The organism is Streptomyces sp. TRM68367 (assembly GCF_014495685.1).
GTDB lineage: Bacteria > Actinomycetota > Actinomycetes > Streptomycetales > Streptomycetaceae > Streptomyces.
In genome coordinates this window covers 1-18,879 of record NZ_JACTVI010000128.1, presented here as the reverse complement: position 1 = coordinate 18,879, position 18,879 = coordinate 1, and the positions used below count along the sequence as shown (strand labels likewise).

Annotated in this window: 13 protein-coding genes and 1 pseudogene; 5 read left to right on the top strand and 9 right to left on the bottom strand. The window is 68.0% G+C overall.

Translation table 11 applies throughout. From position 1 onward, the window contains the following. Together H8R17_RS40730 and H8R17_RS40725 are read left to right on the top strand one after the other, a co-directional pair. The coding region (locus tag H8R17_RS40730) for a transposase (protein ID WP_187828234.1) at positions 1 to 474 on the top strand (474 nt) is incomplete at its 5' end. Positions 475 to 608: 134 nt separating this feature from the next. Further along, positions 609 to 1,073 carry a transposase gene (locus H8R17_RS40725; protein WP_187828233.1) on the top strand — a complete coding sequence of 155 codons (465 nt, stop codon included), beginning with the start codon at positions 609 to 611 and terminating at the stop codon, positions 1,071 to 1,073. Positions 1,074 to 1,336: 263 nt separating this feature from the next. Here H8R17_RS40725 and H8R17_RS40720 read toward each other — a convergent pair whose 3' ends face one another. After that, entirely contained in the window at positions 1,337 to 2,152 is an 816-nt protein-coding gene (locus tag H8R17_RS40720; RefSeq protein ID WP_316959691.1) for an IS5 family transposase, read from the bottom strand. Here H8R17_RS40720 and H8R17_RS40715 point away from each other — a divergent pair. Beyond that, on the top strand, positions 2,096 to 2,263 hold the full coding sequence (locus H8R17_RS40715) for a hypothetical protein (RefSeq protein WP_187828231.1): 168 nt from the start codon (positions 2,096 to 2,098) through the stop codon (positions 2,261 to 2,263). The genes H8R17_RS40720 and H8R17_RS40715 overlap by 57 nt on opposite strands. A 211-nt stretch (positions 2,264 to 2,474) precedes the next feature. Here the strand turns inward: H8R17_RS40715 and H8R17_RS40710 are convergent, their stop codons facing one another. The 8 genes from H8R17_RS40710 to H8R17_RS40675 all read right to left on the bottom strand — a co-directional run bounded on the left by H8R17_RS40710 (position 2,475) and on the right by H8R17_RS40675 (position 15,327). Continuing rightward, positions 2,475 to 5,411 carry a discoidin domain-containing protein gene (locus H8R17_RS40710; protein WP_187828230.1) on the bottom strand — a complete coding sequence of 979 codons (2,937 nt, stop codon included), beginning with the start codon at positions 5,409 to 5,411 and terminating at the stop codon, positions 2,475 to 2,477. A 111-nt stretch (positions 5,412 to 5,522) separates the two neighbouring features. After that, positions 5,523 to 6,974 carry a glycoside hydrolase family 32 protein gene (locus tag H8R17_RS40705; protein WP_187828229.1) on the bottom strand — a complete coding sequence of 484 codons (1,452 nt, stop codon included), beginning with the start codon at positions 6,972 to 6,974 and terminating at the stop codon, positions 5,523 to 5,525. Positions 6,975 to 7,074: 100 nt separating this feature from the next. Continuing rightward, positions 7,075 to 9,375: a glycoside hydrolase family 3 N-terminal domain-containing protein gene (locus H8R17_RS40700; RefSeq protein ID WP_187828235.1), complete on the bottom strand. Its 2,301-nt coding sequence runs from the start codon at positions 9,373 to 9,375 to the stop codon at positions 7,075 to 7,077. A 59-nt stretch (positions 9,376 to 9,434) separates the two neighbouring features. Further along, positions 9,435 to 10,328 carry a carbohydrate ABC transporter permease gene (locus H8R17_RS40695; protein WP_187828228.1) on the bottom strand — a complete coding sequence of 298 codons (894 nt, stop codon included), beginning with the start codon at positions 10,326 to 10,328 and terminating at the stop codon, positions 9,435 to 9,437. Next, positions 10,328 to 11,302, bottom strand: a complete 975-nt coding sequence (locus H8R17_RS40690) for a carbohydrate ABC transporter permease (protein WP_262505896.1) — start codon at positions 11,300 to 11,302, stop codon at positions 10,328 to 10,330. The genes H8R17_RS40695 and H8R17_RS40690 overlap by 1 nt, the downstream gene beginning before the upstream one ends. Positions 11,303 to 11,344: 42 nt before the next feature. After that, positions 11,345 to 12,643, bottom strand: coding sequence for an extracellular solute-binding protein (locus H8R17_RS40685; protein ID WP_187828226.1), 1,299 nt, complete (start codon positions 12,641 to 12,643; stop codon positions 11,345 to 11,347). 489 nt (positions 12,644 to 13,132) lie between these two features. Continuing rightward, positions 13,133 to 14,140, bottom strand: coding sequence for a LacI family DNA-binding transcriptional regulator (locus H8R17_RS40680; protein ID WP_187828225.1), 1,008 nt, complete (start codon positions 14,138 to 14,140; stop codon positions 13,133 to 13,135). Between the two features lie 188 nt (positions 14,141 to 14,328). Continuing rightward, the gene (locus H8R17_RS40675; protein ID WP_187828224.1) at positions 14,329 to 15,327 is read right to left on the bottom strand and encodes a LacI family DNA-binding transcriptional regulator; all 999 of its coding nucleotides are present in this window, start codon (positions 15,325 to 15,327) and stop codon (positions 14,329 to 14,331) included. 347 nt (positions 15,328 to 15,674) lie between these two features. On the opposite strand from H8R17_RS40675, the gene H8R17_RS40670 reads away from it, so the two are divergent. Together H8R17_RS40670 and H8R17_RS40665 are read left to right on the top strand one after the other, a co-directional pair. Then, positions 15,675 to 18,224 carry a glycoside hydrolase family 32 protein gene (locus tag H8R17_RS40670; protein WP_187828223.1) on the top strand — a complete coding sequence of 850 codons (2,550 nt, stop codon included), beginning with the start codon at positions 15,675 to 15,677 and terminating at the stop codon, positions 18,222 to 18,224. Between the two features lie 174 nt (positions 18,225 to 18,398). Continuing rightward, a pseudogene (locus H8R17_RS40665) lies at positions 18,399 to 18,785 on the top strand (GNAT family N-acetyltransferase); the annotation flags it as partial. Positions 18,786 to 18,879 lie beyond the last annotated feature (94 nt).

Here is an 18,879-nt window from a genome sequence, read left to right as displayed (position 1 = left end):
GATGTGGGAGTGGTACAGCCGCTCTCGGCGCAGGATCGCGCCTTTCTCTCCGGCCGGGGCGGCGTCGTACTCGGCGACCATGCGCAGCAAGGTGAAGCGGAACAGACCGCTTCCTTCGCCGTCACGCCCGACGGGATCACCGAGCTGTTGGGCTTCCTCGGCGACAGCGAGCTGATGATCGACCGGATCGGCATCGAAGGATCATCCGGCCTGGGGCAGCCGCTCACCCTGGCCCTGACCACGGCCGGATACGACGTTCGGGAAGTACAGCCGAACCGCACCGCAGAACGCCGCAGGCGACGACGCCGCGCCAAGAGCGACATCGAAGACGCGGAAGCGATCGCCCGCGAGCCCCTGGCCGACCCGCACCTGCCCCCGGCCGGCAAGCACACCGCCCCGGACGCTGCTGGGACGAACTCACCGCCATCCACGACTGGCGGTCCTCCCTCATCCTGCAGCGAACCCGCCAGCTGACAGAAGCCGAGGCCGTTCTCGTCGCGCTGCCCCTGGACATACGAGCCGAACTCCCCCCGACCAGCCGGGTATTGCCCCAACTGGAGGCACTGGAGACCATCGCCGACCACCAGCCTGAGGTAGCTTCGGCGACCTTGACACGCCTCAACCGGCCGGCCGCCGCGCTCGACGACATCCGTCGGCTGACCCGGCGGATCAAGGACCTCGACAAGAAGATCCCCGCGCTGCTGGCCGCCCTGGGCTGCACACTCACCGAGATCTGCGGCATCGGCGCGGTCACCGCCATGGACCTGCTGGTCGAGGTCGGAGACCCGTGCCGGTTCCGCACCGAGGCCCAGTTCGCCCGCTGGTGCGGTGCCGCTCCGCTGGCCGTCTCCTCCGGCGAGGGCCACGGCCGGGCCCGCCGCCACCGGCTCGACGTCGGCGGCAACCGCAAGGTCAACTCCGTGCTGCACACCGTCCACGTCACCCAGGTCCGCTGCCACGAGCCAGCCCGATCCTTCATGGCCAGAAAGATCAGCGAGAACATGCCCAAACGGTCCGCGCGCCGCGCTGATCGCCCGCAGGCGGGTCGGCGAGGTGTGGGACGACCGGGGTGAAACCGCAGGCCAGGAGGATGAAGCGGGGAAGGCGCGGGGCTGGAACGAAGCCACGGCGCCGACGGCGGCGAGGCCCGGGTCGGTTGTTCCTCCCTGGCGGGAGGGGCTGTCGGCCGAGGTACTGGCGCCGGAGTATCAGCAGGTCATGGACCTGCTGGCCGAACGCCGCGCCACCGGCGGCCAGCCACTGAACTGCCGTGAGATCACTGCCTTGTTGGGGCTGGAGGTGGTTCCGGCGAAGACCGAGGGGGTGCGGTGCAAACTCAAGCGGCTCGTTGCGCGGGGATGGGCGCACGAGCCGGTGCCGGGCCGGTTCGTCTGCGGCGACGGCCGAGACGGCGGGTCATTACCATGGTCATCGACCACAGGATCATCGCCTCCGACGACGCGGGCAGCCGTTCGTAGTCGCGGGCGAGACGCCGGGAGCGGGTGAGCCAGGCGAAGGTCCGCTCGACGATCCACCGTTTGGGCAGCACGACGAAGCCTATGTGGCCGTCGCTGCGGCGGATGACGCTCAGTATCAGGTTCAGGGCCATCGCGCACCAGCCCACCAGCATGCCGGTGTATCCGCTGTCCGCCCATACGCGCCGAAGCCGGTGATGCCGGCTTGCTGCCCGGGAGAGGAGGTTCTGGGCGGCGTCCCGGTCCCCTGTCGAGGCGGGGGTGACCAGGACCGCCAGGATCAGGCCGAGGGTGTCCACCACGATGTGCCGCTTGCGGCCCTTGATTTTCTTCCCGCCGTCATAGCCGCTGGTCGCGGCCTCGACCGTCGACGTGCCCTTCGCGGACTGCGAGTCGATCACCCCCGCCGTCGGCTCCGCATCCCGGCCCTGCGCTTGGCGGGTCGCGGCACGGAGCCGGTCGTGGAACTCGCCGATCAGCCCCTGCTTCGGCCACCGGGTGAAGAGCGCAGGGGCGCGTTCGGTCATCGGCAAGCGCACCGCCAGTTCGTCGCCGAGTCGCCAGAGCTGATTGTCCCAACCCGAGGGGACCGGTCGAATCTCAAGGTCGGCCAATTCGGGATGCTGGTCCCGAACGAGATCACGGACAAAGCCCTCGTCGATGCCGGCTCGTTCCACATGCTCCTCCGAGTTGACGGTGCCGAGCTGAAAGTGAAGGTCGGCCCTTCGCGCTGGAAGCGCGGCTGGTCGCGTGCGACCGGGTTGCGCTCCGACGTACCTGTTGAGTGATCAGCATGTGCTGCGCCGTGAACGATGTACGGGCCGCAGTTGGACCCGAGGCCAAGCTCGGCAGGCGGCCTCCATAGGCTGCCTGCCGAGAGTGATCGCACATTGGTCTCAGATCCAGGGCCCGGGCACGAGGCACAGCTCGATCATGCGTCGCGTCCTGCACTACTTGGCAGCGTCTTGGCACCGAACCACGACGGGGCTTCGCCTGAGGTCAGTTGTAGACGTTGAATTCCGCGATTGACCACCAGTTACTCGCGACGTCGCCGGTGTTGACGACCTTGACGTAGCGAGCCGTCTGTGTCGGGAAGGACACCAGCTGGACTCGCTGGCCGTCTGTTACGGAAGAAACCTTGGTCCAGTCGATTCCGTCCGTGGACACGTATACGTCTGCGCTTCGCGCATAGTCGCCGGTACTGCTGCCGACATCCAGCACGATCTTGTCGAACGTCTGCGCCTGCCCCATGTCGACTTGGATCCAGAGTCCGTTGTACTGCCCTGTTCCGGAGCTGTACCGAGTGCCGGAGTCGCTGTCCAGCATGTTTCCGGGCGCGTCGCCGGAACTCGCGTCCGATGCCGTTGCGACCCATCCCGTCCGGGGCAGCGCGGAGGCCAGATCCATGACGTCGAAGGAAGATCCACCCGCAGCGGCTCCGCTGGCTCCATTCACGGAGATCGTGTGTTTCCCTGACGGAACTCCGTCCGGAACGTAAGCACTGATGCTGGTGTCCGACCAGCTGTCTATGCTGGCGAAGGCCGATCCGAAATACACGGTGCCCAGCTCCTGCGTGTCACCGAAACCGGAACCGCTGATCGTGAACCTGGAGCGCGGCATGCCTTCGCTCGGTGTCAAACCGCTGAACGCAGGCGTCGGGAAGCTCGACAACTTCTTGGTCGTGAACATCGCCGAGGTCCCGCTCGGGAGCTTATAGACATAGGAGCCGTCGTCGGACACCGGGAAACTCTGGCTCCTGGCGGTTCCGTTGAACACCACGGTGACGTGCGACCCTTCCGAGCTGGTCCAGGTCTTCAACTGAAGGCCCTTCGACACCGCAGCCGGAGCCGCGATCGATCCGGTTCCACGCGGAGAACCGTACACATCGATTTCGGCGATGGACCACCAGAAGCCGGATGTCGCGGTACTGACCACGCGGATGTACCGCGCCGTCTGGGCCGGTAGCGTGACGGTCACCTTTCCTATGCCGCCGCTGCCGCTCGCGATCGCGCCGCCCCAGTCGACACCGTCGTCCGAGACATACACCTGATATTTGGTGATGTAGTCGAACGAATTGTCCTTGCCGGTGTCGAGGACGATTTTGTTGAAGCTGGTGGAGCTGCCCAGATCGATCTGGAACCAGTCGCCGCTCGTCATCCCGTGCCCGAGGTTCCACCTGGTGTTGATATCGCCGTCGATCGCGCTTGCGGCCACACCCCAGTCCGCGCTCGCCGAAGCAGTGGCGGTCCACTCGCTACGGCTCAGCGCCGCTCCCGTCGTCTGGACGGAAGCTCCGATCGGCAGGGAGTACGTGATCAGGTTGTTTCCGGCGCGGATGGTGTTCTGGTAGGGCAGTAGTGCCGGATCGTAGGTGATGGTGACCGGACCGGACGGCGATGTGAACGTGAAGTCGTGCGTCGGGTCCGAGACCTTGGCCGCGGCGGGGGTCCTGCCGCTCTGCGTGAGCCCTGAGTAGGTGAAGGTGACGGCGTCGCCGGCGTTCAGGGTGTAGTCGAACGACTGTGTTCTGTCTGCGACGCTGAAGGTTTTCGCGGAACTCCCCGAGTTGTAGGCGATCAGGACCTTGGAGCCGTCCGGGTTCCGGAAGGCGACGTTCTCTATGCTTCCTTCCCCGAAGGTGTTCGAGTAGATCCGATGCGCTCCGGGCTTGACGAACCTGCTGGCGTGAGCGAGGGCGTGGTAGTCCACGTTGTAGGACACCTTGCCGCTGGCCGGATCAATCGTGACCAGTCCCCGGCACATGGGGATGCCGTCGGTGTCGCTGTTGAGCGGGCCCATGTCGGGGTCGAGTGCGATGTTCCAGAGCATCACGCCGTTCGCCCAGTTGCGCATGCTGTCGATGATCCACGTGCCCAGTGCGTCGTGGAACGCCGTCTGATTGTCGCCCTGCCAAAGACCTCCGGTGGCTTCCGTGAGATAGGCTTCCTTGCCCGGATAGTCGTTGTGGACCAGGGTCTGGTAACTCGGGTTTCCGCTGTAGATGTGCCATCCGGTTCCGGCGGCGTACTTCGAGGCCGCGGGATCGTTGAAAATCGTCTCGGGATACGAGGGCACATCCCAGTTGTGGTCCCACGCCAGAATCTTCGTGGACATCCCGTTGGCCTCGAACGCCTTGCCGATCTCCTGGATCACCTGGGATTCCTGATAGGCGGACAGGAACATGCCCGGCCAGGTGGGCGTGCCCATCGGTTCATTTTGCGGTGACACGTAGGAGATCGGTACGCCGGCCTTGCGGTACGCCTGGATGAACTTGACGAAGTAGTCGGCCAGTTCGGCGGTGTACTCGCTCTTGAGGGTGCCTCCCACCATGGAATTGGAGGTCTTCATCCAGCCTGGCGGGCTCCACGGGGTGGCCAGGATCTTGATGGACGGGTTGAGCGAGAGAGCCTGCCGCAGGGCGGGAATGATGTACGGCGCGTCATGCTGGACGGAGAAGTGGGACAGCGCCGGATCCGTCTGCCCCGCCGGCATGTCGTCGTAGGAGTAGCTTCCCGAGGCGTTGAAGTCCGTGGCGCCCATCGGGGAGCGGACCATGCTGAGGCCGATGCCCCTGGAGGGGGCGAAAAGTTCTTGCATCAACTTGGTTCGACCGGCGCTGGGCAGCTTGTTGATGAGCCAGGCGGCGGAGTCGGTCATGGCCGCACCGAACCCCTGGACTCTTTGGTACTTGACGCTGTCGTCGATCTTGATCGTGAGCGGGTTGGCCGTGCGCTTCGTCTCAAAGCGCACGGCGCTTTGAGGAGCGACCCACTTCTCTGCCGAGACGTCTGTCAGCCAGACACGCACGGAGTTGCCGTGTGAGGCTTCCTCCCGCTGCGGGGCGGCGACGGCGTTTTCGGAAACCTGCGTCCAGGCGGCGGCGACGCCGATGGCGGTGGTGAGGAACTGGCGTCGTCCGAGACCGTATGAGCTCATCGAAGATCCTCCTTCGGACCTGTGTGTCGGGTGCTTGAAAGGCAGGTGGGGGGAGGGGGAGCGGCTTCGAGTCGGCTCCAGGGCGACGTCGTCGGCGTCAGTGCCTGCCGACTACGCGGCGCCGGTGCTCGGCTCCTTGATCACGAGCGGGTGCAGCTGCCATGCGTCGACCGCGAATCCGAGGCGCGTACCTGATGCGGTGCGGGCCTGCAGGCGCCAAGGTCCCTGCCCTGTCGGGTAGCAGCGCAGGGTGAGGACCTGGCCGGTGGTGGTCAGGAAGACTTCGGCGATGGAGTGGTCGACGACCACGCGCAGGTCGACGGGCCGGCCGGTGGGGCAGGGCATCCGGTAGGAGCCGCCGCGGGCCCGGGTGTCCAGCGAGGCGTGGTCGCGGTCGACGACCAGGTCGCCCGTGTCGGCGTCGAGGCGGATGTCGAGGTACTCGGAGCCGTCCGGGGTGGTGAGCAGCCGCAGGCCGGCGTTTTCGGTGGGCTCCAGGCGGGCCGTCAGGTCGAAGGCCCGGCCCACGTTGCCAAGGTCCACCGGGTGCGGGCCGTGTGTCTCGCCTCGGGCGTGGACGGTGTGTTCGCCGCGCAGGGCGAGCAGTTCGGTGGCGGGCTGCTGGCACAGCGTGTTGTCGTCGCCGACGTGGATCTCGCGGGGCAGGGTGAGGACGCCGGCCCATCCGTCCGTGACGGTCCAGGCTTGGTTGCGGGCTTCCCATGACCAGCCCCACAGCAGCCATCTGCCGCCAGGTGCACGCAGGAGGGCGGGTGCGTAGAAGTCGGGGCCGTGGTCTGCCCACACCGGTGCGTCGGCCTTGAAGTGACCGTCGTGCTCTTCGCCGATCAGGGCTGCGACGCGCTGCGGGCCGGTGTGGTAATTCCAGGTGCTGACGATGAGGGCGCCGCTTCCGCCGGCTGTCGGGAGGTATTGGGGGCACTCCCAGCCCTCGCCGGTGAGCTGCTCGGTGCCGCCGATGGGCTCCGGGTGGCGGGTGGCGAAGGGGCCTCGGTAGGTCCAGTTCTCCAGGTCGGGTGAGTCGTAGAGGAGGGCGGCGGCGCGGCCGTCGGCGAGGGCGGCGCCGACCAGCATCCGCCAGCCGTCGCCGTCCCGCCAGGCGTACGGGTCGCGGTACATGGTGCAGCCCTCGGGCAGCTCGGGGATGAGCAGTTCGCCCCGCGGGCGGAAGGTCCGGCCGCCGTCGTGGGAGACGGCGGCAGTGACCGGCTGGTGCTGGAACGAGCGGTCCTCGCGGTGTGCGGAGTAGAAGGCGACTAGACGGTCGCCGTCGGAGACGGCGTTGCCGGAGAAGCAGCCGTCGCCGTCCACGCCACCGGGCGTCGGGGACAGTGCGATCGGCAGCGGCTCCCAGCTCAGCAGGTCGGGGCTGCGGAAGTGGCCCCAGTGCATGTTCGCGTGGGTCGCTCCGTACGGGTTGTACTGGTAGCACACGTGGTAGTGGCCGTCGTGGAAGACCAGCCCGTTGGGGTCGTTGATCCAGTTGCGGGGCGGGCGCAGGTGCGCCACGGGGCGGTGCGGATCGCGGGGTGTGGTGGACACACGCGTGCCTTTCGTATGTCAGCGGGTCCCGCCCCGCCGGCCCTCGGGTTGGCGGGGCGGCGGGCTGACGAGGCGGGGTCTGCAAGCCTGTAAGCGGTCTTCAGGTCCGGATGCGGAAGCCCGCGCTCAGCTGCTGTTCCCGACGTGAGCTGGGGCCGACACGGAGCATGAACTCACCTGGTTCGACCACGCGGCGGTTGTCGGCCGTGACGAGTGAGCACTGCGCGGCGGGGATGCCGAGGCGGACGTCCAGGCTTTCGCCGGGAGGGATTTCGACCTGGGTGAAGCCCTTCAGCTCCTGCTCGGCCCAAGTGACGCTGGTGGTCAGATCGCTGACGTATGCCTGGACCGTTTCCAGGGCCGGACGGCTTCCGCTGTTGGTGAGCCGTACCGTGGCGTTGACGGTGCCGCCCGCGGACACGTCGTGGTCGTGCACGACAAGGTCGGAGTAGGTGACGGTGGTGTAGCTCAGGCCCTCACCGAATGCGAACAGGGGGTCCTGGGTCAGATCGGCGTAGCGGTCGCCATGCTGGCCGCGCACCTGGTTGTAGAAGACGGGTTGCTGTCCGACGTGGCGGGCGAAGGAGACCGGGAGCCGGCCGCCGGGTTCGATGAGTCCGAGGAGGAGTTCGGCGAGGGCGCGGCCGCCGCGCATGCCCGGGTTGAACGCCTCGATGAGTGCTGGCGCGTTCAGTGCCGAGTCGGGGAGGGTGCTCGGCTTGGACTGGGCCAGTACGACGATCATCGGTGTGCCGGTGGCGGCGACCGCGTCCAGCAAGGCGATCTGGCCTCCTTGGAGGTCGAGCGTGGCCGTGGAGCGCACCTCACCGGTGAGGGCGATGGTGTCGCCCACGACCACCACGGCGTAGTCAGCGGCCTCCGCAGCAGCAGTGGCCTCCCGCAACTGTGCCTGGTCGACCGGGGCGGGAATGAAGGCGGGCGGCTGCGGTTGGCCGTCGGGCCCGACGACCCACTGGTCGGGGTCGAAGGCGGGGCTTTCGATGTCGGCTCCGCGGGCGTGCGTGACGGTCCAGTCGGACGGTGCGACGGCGCGCAGGCCGTCGAGCACCGTCTCCACCGACTCACGCGGATGTCCCTCGGGCATCCACTCGACCTGCCCGGAGGCCCCCGCCCAGTCACCGAGCATGGCCTCCGGACTGTCGGAGTTGGGACCGATGACCGCGATCGTCCGCGGCGTGCCCCGGCTCGCGGCGCGGCCCGTTCCGTCCGAGGTCAGCCCGCCTTCGAGGGGCAGGATCCCCTCGTTGCGCAGCAACACCAGGGAGCGACGGGCGGTCTCCAGGTTGAGGTCGGCGTGTGCGCTGCAGCCGATCACCTGCGCCTGCCGCTCGGGGTCGGGGGCCCGGGGGTTCTCGAAGAGCCCGAGTTCGAACTTCAGCCGCAGAACCCGCCGTACGGCGTCGTCGATCTGTTTCTCGTCGACCATGCTGCGGGCGACCGCCTCCTGCGCGCCCTCGAAGAACGCCGGTGTGGCCATGATGAGGTCGTTGCCGGAGTTGAGGGCGACCGCCGATGCCTCTGCGTAGTCGGCGCAGGTGCGCTGGTCGTAGACCATCCGGCCGACGTTGTCCCAGTCGGTCACCAGCGTGCCGGTGAAGCCCCACTCGCCCTTGAGCACGTCGTTGAGCAGCCATTCGTTCGCGGTGATGGGCACCCCGTCGATCGACTGGTAGCCCAGCATGAAGCCCCGGCAGCCGGCCCGGACCGCCTGCTCGAAGGGGGGCAGGAACCACGAGCGCAGCTTGCGGGGGCTGAGATCGGCTTCGCTCGCGTCGCGCCCGCCCAGGGTTTCGGAGTAGCCCGCGAAGTGCTTGGCGTATGCCAGCACGGCTGTCGGGTCGCTGAGGCCCTCGCCCTGATAGCCGCGGACCATCGCCGCCCCGAGTTCACCGATCAGGAACGGGTCCTCGCCGAACGTCTCGTTGATCCGGCCCCAGCGCAGGTCCCGGGTGATGCACAGCACCGGCGAGAACGTCCCGTGGATTCCGGTCGTCGCGATTTCGGTCGCGGACGCACGGGCGACCCGGTGGAGCAACGAGGGGTCCCAGGTGCAGGCCATGGCAAGCTGGGTCGGGAAGATGGTCGCGCCCGGCCAGAACGAGTGGCCGTGAATGCCGTCGTCGGCTGTCAGCAGGGGAATGCCGAGCCGTGTCCGCTGGGCCAGTTCCATGGCCTCCGGCATCCGTTCGGGAGTCACATGCAGAACTGAGCCGGCCAGCTTGGCCGACACGATGTCCGCCAGGTCCCCGTGTTGTGCGTCGAGCATCAGCAACTGCCCGACCTTCTCCGCCAGGGTCATCCGGGACAGCAGGTCCTCGATTCTCGCTTCTACGGACGCGTCCGGATCCAGGTACACGGCAGAGCGGACCGGCTGTCCCACTGTGGTCTCCAAGTCATGAGTCGTTGCAGGTGCGAGAGTTGATGGGTGGGCGGCGAAGGTCACTTCAGGCCGGTGGTGGCGATTCCGGCCACGAACTGGCGTTGGAAGCGGAGAAAGACGATCATCACCGGGAGCAGGACGACGACGGCGCCGGCGAGCAGGATGCCGTAGCGGGTGAAGGACTGTCCGCTGGTGGCCAGGGCGAGGCCGACGGGGAGCGTGTACTGGTCCTGGTTCTGGGCCACGACCAGGGGCCACAGGAAGCTGTTCCAGGAGCCGAGGAAGGTGATGATCCCCAGGGTGGCCAGGGCCGGCCTGGTCAGCGGCAGGATGACCCTCCAGAAGATGGCCAGTTCACGGCAGCCGTCTACGCGGGCGGCGTCGATGAGTTCGTCGGGCAGGGTGGAGATGAACTGCCGCATCAGGAACACCCCGAACGGGCCGGCCAGGAACGGCAGGATCAGTCCGAGCAGCGAGCCGGTCAGCTTCATGTTGGCCACCAGCACGTACAGCGGTACGAAGGTGACCAGGCCCGGGACCATGAGGGTGCCGAGGACCAGGCTGAACACGACGCGCCGACCACGGAACTCCAGCTTGGCCAGCGCGTAGCCGAGCATCGAGCAGAAGATGAGGTTTCCGGCGGTGATGGCCAGGGCCACGATGACGGAGTTCGCGAACATGCTCGTGAAGTCGAGGCTGCTGAACAGTTGGCTGTAGTTGGCGGTCGTGGGTGTGGTGGGTACCAGAACAGGTGGCAGTCTGCGGATGTCGGCCTCGGGCTTGAAGGAGCCCGAGAGCATCCACAGGAACGGCGCGATCATCAGCAGCAGGCAGCCGGTGAGCGGCAGATACAGCCAGGGCTGACCCCAGTTCTGCCGGATACGGCGGCGCCGCAGGGCCCGGTCCGCGTCCGGCCCGGCCGTCTGAGGGGCGGAGAGGGTGCTCATGGTCATCAGTCCTTGTCTCGCAGCACGCGGAACTGCAGAACGGTCAGCGCGACGATGAGAACGAAGACGACGTAACCGGCGGCCGACGCCATGTCGTAGTTGCCGTTGCCGAACTGGTTGTAGGCGTACAACGTGGCCGACAGGGTCGAGTCCAGCGGCCCGCCGTCGGTCATCACGAACGGCTCGTCGAAGAACTGCAGATAGCCGATGCCGGTGGTCACCGCGGTGAGCAGCAGGGCGGGGCGCAGGAGCGGGAAGGTGACCCGCCAGAACCGCTGCCAGGCCCCGGCCCCGTCGAGTTCGGCCGCTTCCATCAGGGACTGGGGTACGGACTGCAGCCCGGCCAGCATGATGATCATGACGGTGCCGAGGTTGCGCCACACGGCCATGAGGATCATGACGGGCAGGGCGAACCGGGTGTCCGCCAGCCAGGCCGGGCCGTTGATCCCGAACCAGGCCAGGACGGTGTTCACCAGCCCCGCGCGCGGGTCCAGGAGCGTTTTCCAGATCACGGCGACGGCCACGACGCTGGTGATCACCGGGAGGTAGAAGCCGACCCGGAAGACGGCACGGAAGCGGCGGATGCCGCGGTCGAGGGCGACCGCCGCGGCAAGCCCCGCGGCCAGGGTCAGGGGCAGGCCGACCAGGACGAACACACCGGTGTTGCGCAGGGCGTGAACGAACTGATCGTCCTCGAAGAGCCGTACGTAGTTGTCGAAGCCGGTGAACGACACGTTCAGCGGAGTACGCAGGTCGGCGCTCTGGGTGTCGGTCATGCTCATCAGCAGCGACCAGACCACCGGCAACACCATGAAGGCCGCGAACAGAGCGAGGAAGGGTGCGCCGAGGATCCAGGCGGCCCGGGCCTGCGCACGCGCCCTGCGGCGGAGCGCGAAGCGCCGGCGGCCGGCACTTCCGTCCGGCTGCCCGGTGCTCAGCTCATGGACGTCGCCCCGCCCGGGGAGCGTTTTCGTGGACATGGATGTCATCCGTCCGTAAGAGGGCTGCTCACGCGCCGACGCTCAGCGGCCGGTGCCGATGCTGGTGGCCTTGGACTGCAGGTCCTTCTGCACCTGGGCGACGGTGGCCTTGCCGAGGGACAGCTTCTCCAGTTCCGAGTCGATGGCGTCGGCGATCTGCTGCCAGGTCGTGATGGCGGGCGGCGCCTTGCTGACCTTCAGCTGCTCCTCGAACGCCTTCTTCGTCTCGTCCTGGGTCAGCTTCCCCTCCGACCAGGCGGCGGGCGAAGGGGGCAGGACGCCGGTGGCCTTGCTGTAGGTGGCGAGGTTGGCGGGCTCGGTGAGGAACTGGGCGAACTTCCATGCCGCTGTAGGGTTCTTGGCCTCCTGGAACACCGCCAGGTCGCTGCCGCCGGCGAACCCGGCGGGCTGCTTGCTGTACGGCACCGGCATGGTCTTCCACTTGCCGTCCAACTGCGGGGAGTCCTTGTGGAAGGCGCCGCCGGCCCAGGCGGCCTCCTGGTAGGTGGCGATCAGCCCGTCCTGGAAGCCCTGTACGTTGTCCCCCTGGTCGGTCGGTGCCAAGCCCTGCCTGGGGACGCTTGCGTAGTACTCCAGCGCCTTGGCGACCTCCGGCGTTTCGAAGGTGAACTTCTTGGTCTTGGCGTCATAGATGTCACCGCCCTGCTGCCAGACCATCGGCACCCAGAAGATCCAGGAGTTGAAGCCCACCACCAGCCCGCTGGCATAGCGCAGCTTGGGGTTCTGCTTGCCGGCGGTGGCCTGGATGGCCTTGAGGTCCTTCAGGTATCCGTCCCGGTCGCTTGCCAGGGGGCCCTTGATGCCGGCCTTCGTGGTGAGGTCGGTCCGGTAGTAGACCGCCGTCGTGTCGGCGATGAACGGGACACCGTAGGAGGTGTTCTTGTACTTGGTGGTGTCCCACTGGCCGGGGTAGAAGTCCGACGACTTGAACGACGTCGGGGTGGCCTGGAAGGCGTTCATGGCCGCCATCTCGGCCATCCAGGTGGAGCCGACCACGGACATGTCCGGTGTGTTGCCGCCGGCGATGGCAGTGGTCAGCTTGTCGTGAGCGGAGGCCCAGGGCACCGGGGTGATCTGGACCTTGACGTCGGGGTTCTGCTGCTCGAACTTCTTGGCCAGGCTCAAGAGGGCCGGGTCGGTGTCGCCCATGGACCACATGACGACCTTGCCCGTGGCCTTGCCGCTGGCGATCTTCGCGGGTGCGTCTTTGCCGGGTCCGGAGTCGGCGCCGCGGCCGCAGCCGGTGGCCACGATGGCTGCCGTGACGGTGATGCACAGGGCCTGGACTGTTCTGACGGTGTGACGAGTAGGGGTACGCATGGTGCGGCTCCTTGCCATTGAGCGATACAGGCGCGGGGGGTGGCGAAGAGTGGGAGCGGGCGGGTGCCCGGATGGGTCGGCCCGCGAAGTGGAGACTCGTCTGCGGTGACAGCGGCATCGACGCTCCAGCCGCAGGTCGCGGCTGGAGCGTCCGACCCGGAGTGGGTAGCGGCCGGGCGGGGTGTGCCAGGCGTGCCGTTGGGTGTGCCAGGTCGGGGAGGCACCGACGGAAAAGGCACCTAGGCGGTGACGCGTGAACACGGTTCCGCCGGATGGTGGTGAAGCCGGCCGGCAGGCGAACAGGCCGGTCAGGGCCTTCACGTGGAGCGGCTTCAGGCAGAGCTGGACGACCTGCCGGCCTGCCCGAGGACCGGTTGGGTCAGTTTCATGGCCAGATGGAGTCCGTCCCCGCCTGCGGGGCTGGGCAGGAGCGGCGGAGACGGACGGTTCGGTGAGACCTCACGCCTTGCGCATCTTGATGCCGTGGCGTCAGTTCGAGCCCGGCTGTAACGTCGAGCCACGGATCACGAGGCTGGTGGGAATGGTGCACGAGGGGGCGGCGTCCGGCGATCCGCGCACGTGGTCCAGCAGCAGACGCGCCGCCGTGGAACCCATCTCCCGCATCGGCTGTCTGATGGTGGTCAGTGCCGGATAGGTGTACGACGCCATCTCGACGTCATCGAAGCCCACCACGGCGACATCCTGCGGAACCCAAAGACCGGCCTCGTGCAGGGCAGCGAGCACGCCGGCCGCCGAGGGGTCGTTGTGTGCGAAGACCGAGTCGAACTCCAGGCCGTCCGCGAGGGCGCGCGCGACCGCGTTCCGGCAGCGGTCGAAGTCGAAGTTGCCGCAGACGATGCTGCGTTGGTCGATCTCGATCCCGGCTTCCTCAAAAACATCGACGAAGCCGCCCAGCCGTTCCCGAGTACAGCCGAACGCCTCGGGACCGGTGACGACCAGCGGACGACGGCGCCCGATGTCCAGCAGGTGCCGCGCCGCCTGCGCACCCCCCTCCCGGTTGGTGGTGGCCACGTAGGGGAACCCCGGCCGCTGGAAGCGATCGTCTATCAGCACGACCGGCAGCCCCGCTTCGTGCAGTTCCGTGATGTATCCCAGAGCCCCCTCGGGCTCTATCACCAGCAGACCGTCGAACGACTTGGCAGCGACCTGCAGACCCAGCCTGCGCAGTGACTCCTCACCGCGGTTCCAGGTCAGCATGCGCAGCCCGAAGCCCTCGGCCTCCAGCGTCTCGATGACCGCCTGCACGATGCCGGACCAGGCCCAGGCCAGGTCAGGGACCAGCATGCCGATCATCTGCGTGGTGCCGCGTGCGAGCCCCACTGCCCCGGCGCTCGGCACATAGCCGAGCTCCGAGATCGCCTTGCGGACCTTCAGGACGGTGTTCTCGTGGATCTCGCCTTTGCCGTTCAGCACTCGCGAGACAGTCGTCTTGCTGACGCCGGCCCGTGCGGCCACGTCGGCGATGGTGACTCCCATGCCACCTCCTCTCCCTCCACGCAGAGGCGGAAGACGTCCTCCCGCACCGCAGGGCCGATCGTACAGAGATCCGTGGAACCGGTACCGGGTGCGGTGCCGGAATCGGTTTCGGTACCGGTTCCGGCAGTGAAGCACCGGGAGGCTCGCCCCGTCAACACACCGGAAACAACTCGTTCACCGAAAGGTCGTCAGCCGTCCTGGGCGGGGAGTTCGCCGGAGCCGCGGGCGAGGTAGCGGGTGGGGAGCACGCGGTGGCGGGCGGGGCCGTCCTCGCCGTCGAGCCGGTCGAACAGCAGGCCGGCGGCTTCCCGGCCGATGGCGGCGTGATCCTGGGCGATCACCGAGATGCCGGGTTCGAGCAGACCGGCCAGGGGCAGGTCGTCGAAGCCGACCAGGGCCACCCGGTGCTGCAGGCGGAGCTCCTGCAGGGTCATGCGGGCCCCGACGGTCAGGAGGTTCTGGCCGGAGATGAACGCGGTGGGCGCATGGGCGAGGGCCAGGAGTTCTCGGGTGGCCTCCTGGGCGGCCTCCGCGCCGTGCAGGCCGCGCCTCACGAGCGAGCGGTGCAGGACGCATCCCGCCTCGGCCAGCCCCTCCTCGAACCCGGCGTAGCGCTCCTCGGCCGTCCAGATAGTGCGGAGGTCTCCGAGGAAGGCGATGCGCCGGTGACCTGCCGCGTGCAGCCTTTTCACCGCCGCCCGCAGGCCCGCGCGGTTGTCCACCGTCACGGAGTCCACCTGCGGCGCTGTCGTGGGGCGGTCCACGCAGACGACGGGTGTGCCGGCGCGGCATGCCGCGTCGAGGTCGGCGTCGGCCTGTCCGGTGGGTACCACGATGAGGCCGTCGACCCGGCGGCCGGTGAAGGTCTTGAGCAGGCCGCGTTCGCGGGCCGGGTCCTCGTCGGTGGACCCGGCCAGGACCAGCACGCCGCGCTCGGTGGCGGCGTCCTCCACCGCGCGGTGCAGCGCGGCGGAGAAGGGGTTGGCCGCGTCCTCCAGGACCAGGCCGAGGGTGTTGGTGCGGCGGTCGGCCCGGCGCAGGCTGCTGGCCGTCAGATCCTGGCGGTAGCCGAGCAGCTCGGCGGCGCGCGTCACCCGTTCCGCCAGCTCAGGGGTGACGGGCTTGCCGTTGACGACCCGAGAGACAGTGGCGATCCCCACCCCGGCCGCGGTCGCGACGTCACGCATGGTCGCCGGTCGCCGGCCTGTGCCGTTCTGCTGGCTGGGCAACGTTTCCCCCTGTGGTCGATGGCACCGTGCAGCCGTCTTCATCCTCGCATTCGGGAGTTTTCCTGCGCAGGGTCTGGACTTCGGCGACAGGTTGCCCGTACGTTCGGCGAAACGTTTCCAGCCTGGAGCTGGAGCTGGAGCCGCCGGTGCCGTGCCGTCCCGACAGGCCGGCCCGCCCATGGCCTCGGACGAGACCACGGCGGAGCCGCTGCCCGTACCCGCACCCGACACGCCTCAAGCGTCACTTGTCACCCGCCAGTCCCCGTACGGCTGGACCGAAGCCCGCATGCCTGCAAGGAGCCGCCATGTCCAGAACGACTCGTCCGCGCCGCAGACTCCTCGCCGCGCTGGCCGTCCTGTCCGGGCTCGGCCTGGTCGCCGCCTCCCCGGCCATGGCCGACACGCTCTACCACGAGCAGTACCGGCCCCAGTTCCACTTCACCCCGGCCCAGAACTGGATGAACGACCCCAACGGACTGATCTACTACAAGGGCCAGTACCACCTGTTCTTCCAGTACAACCCGGACGGCAACACCTGGGGCAACATGTCCTGGGGCCACGCCGTCAGCACCGACCTGGTCCACTGGAAGCAGCTCCCGGTGGCCATCCCCCAGGACGACAAGGAGATGATCTTCTCCGGCAGTGTGGTGCTGGACAAGAACAACACCACCGGCTTCGGCACCAAGAAGAACCCGCCGCTGGTCGCCGTCTACACCAGCGCGCAGAAGGCCACCGGCAAGCAGGAGCAGGCCCTCGCCTACAGCACCGACGGCGGCACCACCTGGAAGAAGTACTCGGGCAACCCGGTCCTCGACATCGGCTCGAACAACTTCCGCGACCCCAAGGTCTTCTGGTACGCCCCCACCAAGAGCTGGCTGATGGCGGTCGCCCTCGCCGACCAACACAAGATCTCCTTCTACAGCTCTCCCGACCTCAAGCACTGGACGCACCAGAGCGACTTCGGCCCGGCCGGCGCCACCGGCGGGGTGTGGGAGTGCCCGGACCTGTTCCCGCTGCCCGTGGACGGCAACCCGAAGAAGACCAAATGGGTGCTGGCGGTCAACCTCAACCCCGGCGGCATCGCGGGCGGTTCCGGCGCCCAGTACTTCGTCGGCGACTTCGACGGCAAGAAGTTCACCTCCGACGACTCCGGCACGTACACCCCGCCGAGCGGCACCGTCATGCAGGACTTCGAGTCCGGCTCGTTCGGCGACTGGACGGCCACCGGTAACGCGTTCGGCAGCGCACCGGCGACCGGGCCGGTGGACGGCCAGCAGACCGTCACCGGCTTCGAGGGCAAAGCCTTCGCCAACAGCTTCCACGGCGGCGACGCATCCACCGGCACTCTTACCTCGCCCGCGTTCACCGTGACCAGCAACTACATCAACTTCAAGGTCGGCGGCGGCAACCACCCCTACCAACCCGGCTCCGCCCTGGGCGACCAGCCGGCACCCACCGGTGAAACCCTCGCCGACTTCGAGGGCAGCACCTACACCAGCCCCATCGGCGACTGGACCACCACCGGCGACGCCTTCGGCACCGGACCGGCCCAGGGCACCCTCCCCGACCAGGGCCAGGTCTCCGGCTACCTCGGCCACGGCCTGGCCAACAGCTTCCTGAACGGCGACGCGTCCACCGGCACCCTCACCTCGCCAACCTTCACCATCGACAAGAAGTACCTGAACTTCCTCATCGGCGGCGGCTATCACCCCGCGAGCTCCGACGCCCCCACCGCGGTGGAGCTCATCGTGGACGGCAAGGTGGTGCGCTCCGCCACCGGATCCAACGGCGAGGCCCTGAACTGGGCCTCCTGGGACCTGTCCGACCTGCAGGGCAAGCAGGCCCAGATCAAGGTCGTGGACGACAACACGGGCGGCTGGGGCCACCTCAACCTCGACCAGGTCGTCCTCTCCGACACCCAGGCGAAGCCCGCCTCCATCGAGACCGGCGTCAACCTGCTGGTCGACGGCAAGGTCGTCCAGAGTGCCACCGGCGCCGACTCCGAGAACCTTGACTGGGCCTCGTTCAACACCAGCGCCTACAAGGGCGAGAAGGTCCAGGTCCAGATCGTGGACGCCAACTCCAGCGGCTGGGGACACGTCCTCGCCGATCAGTTCACCACCGCCGACGAGCCAGCCCTGTCCACCACCCAGCGCGCCCACTGGCTCGACTACGGCGCCGACTTCTACGCCGCCAACACGTGGACCGACGCACCCGGCGGCCGCCGCGTCATGACCGCCTGGATGAACAACTGGAATTACGGGCAGGCCATCCCCACCACCCCGTGGCGCAGCGCAGACACCTTCCCCCGCCAGCTCTCCCTGAAGACCGTGAACGGCAAGGTCCAGCTGATCCAGCAGCCAGTCCGCGAACTGACCGCCCTGCGCGGCGCCGGCACCCGGGTGCCCAGCACCCGCGTCACGAACACCACCACCCCGCTCGCCGTACACGGCAGCGCCCTGGAACTCCAGGCCGACCTCACCCCGGGCACCGCCGACCGCTCCGGCCTGGACGTGCGCACCGGCGCCGGGCAGCGCACCCGCATCGGCTACGACACCACCACCGGCGAGGTCTATATCGACCGCACCGCCTCCGGCGCGACCGACTTCGACCCCACCTTCGGCGGCGTCCAGCGCGCCCCCCTCGAACTTCACGGCGGCCGACTGAGTCTGCACGTACTCGTCGACGCCTCCTCCGTCGAGGTCTACGCCCAGAACACCCGCGGCGAACAGGTCACCCTCACCGACCAGATCTTCCCCGACCCCTCCAGCACCGGCATCGACGCCTTCGCCGAAGGCGGCACCGCCACCCTCAACCACATGCAGACGTGGCAGCTGAAGTCCATCTGGCCGTGACGATCCCTCAGGTCCGTGCGCCGGACGGCCAGGAGCAACTTCCGGCGCGCGGATATCGGCGCGGGAACCGCCCCGCTGACCTGCGCGGACTGGATTCGGTGAGCTGCGTGGGCTCGTTCATCGGGAAGGCCACAACTGTCCAACTCACGTCATCTCGGAGGATGGAGTACCGCCATGCCGTACTCGCCGATGCCGCTCCAACTGGAAAACGCTCGGCTGAGCATGCGTCCGTGGACCGAATCCGACGTCGACGCCCATCGCGTGCTCGTCGCCGAACGGGGTGGTGGCATGCCGTCGATCGAGGACAACCGGCGGATGATCGAGGATCAGCGCGCTGCGTCGACCCTGACAGGGATTGCGCTGCTGGCCGTCATCCGCCGCGATGTGGGCGACTTCATTGGATATTGCGGGCTCACTGTCGGTCGGGCTTCCGTTGACGAGCCAGAGATTGCCTACGAGCTGTTCCGGCGCGTGCACGGACACGGCTATGCCACTGAGGCCGCGTGCGCGGTGCTCAATGCGGCGATAGCGACTGGACGCAAACGGCTCTGGTCGACGGTGCGTCCCGCCGAACCGCTCGGGGAAGTCGCCGCTGTACTTGATGGTCTTGAAGTGGGCCTCGCTGTAGGGGTTGTCGTTGGAGACCTTCGGCCGG

Excerpts from the sequence above, each read along its gene's own strand:
- H8R17_RS40690 (WP_262505896.1), bottom strand. The coding sequence starts at position 11,302 with ATGTCCACGAAAACGCTCCCCGGGCGGGGCGACGTCCATGAGCTGAGC.
- H8R17_RS40675 (WP_187828224.1), bottom strand. The coding sequence starts at position 15,327 with ATGCGTGACGTCGCGACCGCGGCCGGGGTGGGGATCGCCACTGTCTCT.
- H8R17_RS40670 (WP_187828223.1), top strand. The coding sequence starts at position 15,675 with ATGTCCAGAACGACTCGTCCGCGCCGCAGACTCCTCGCCGCGCTGGCC.
- H8R17_RS40710 (WP_187828230.1), bottom strand. The coding sequence starts at position 5,411 with ATGAGCTCATACGGTCTCGGACGACGCCAGTTCCTCACCACCGCCATC.
- H8R17_RS40685 (WP_187828226.1), bottom strand. The coding sequence starts at position 12,643 with ATGCGTACCCCTACTCGTCACACCGTCAGAACAGTCCAGGCCCTGTGC.
- H8R17_RS40715 (WP_187828231.1), top strand. The coding sequence starts at position 2,096 with ATGCTGGTCCCGAACGAGATCACGGACAAAGCCCTCGTCGATGCCGGC.
- H8R17_RS40695 (WP_187828228.1), bottom strand. The coding sequence starts at position 10,328 with ATGACCATGAGCACCCTCTCCGCCCCTCAGACGGCCGGGCCGGACGCG.
- H8R17_RS40680 (WP_187828225.1), bottom strand. The coding sequence starts at position 14,140 with ATGGGAGTCACCATCGCCGACGTGGCCGCACGGGCCGGCGTCAGCAAG.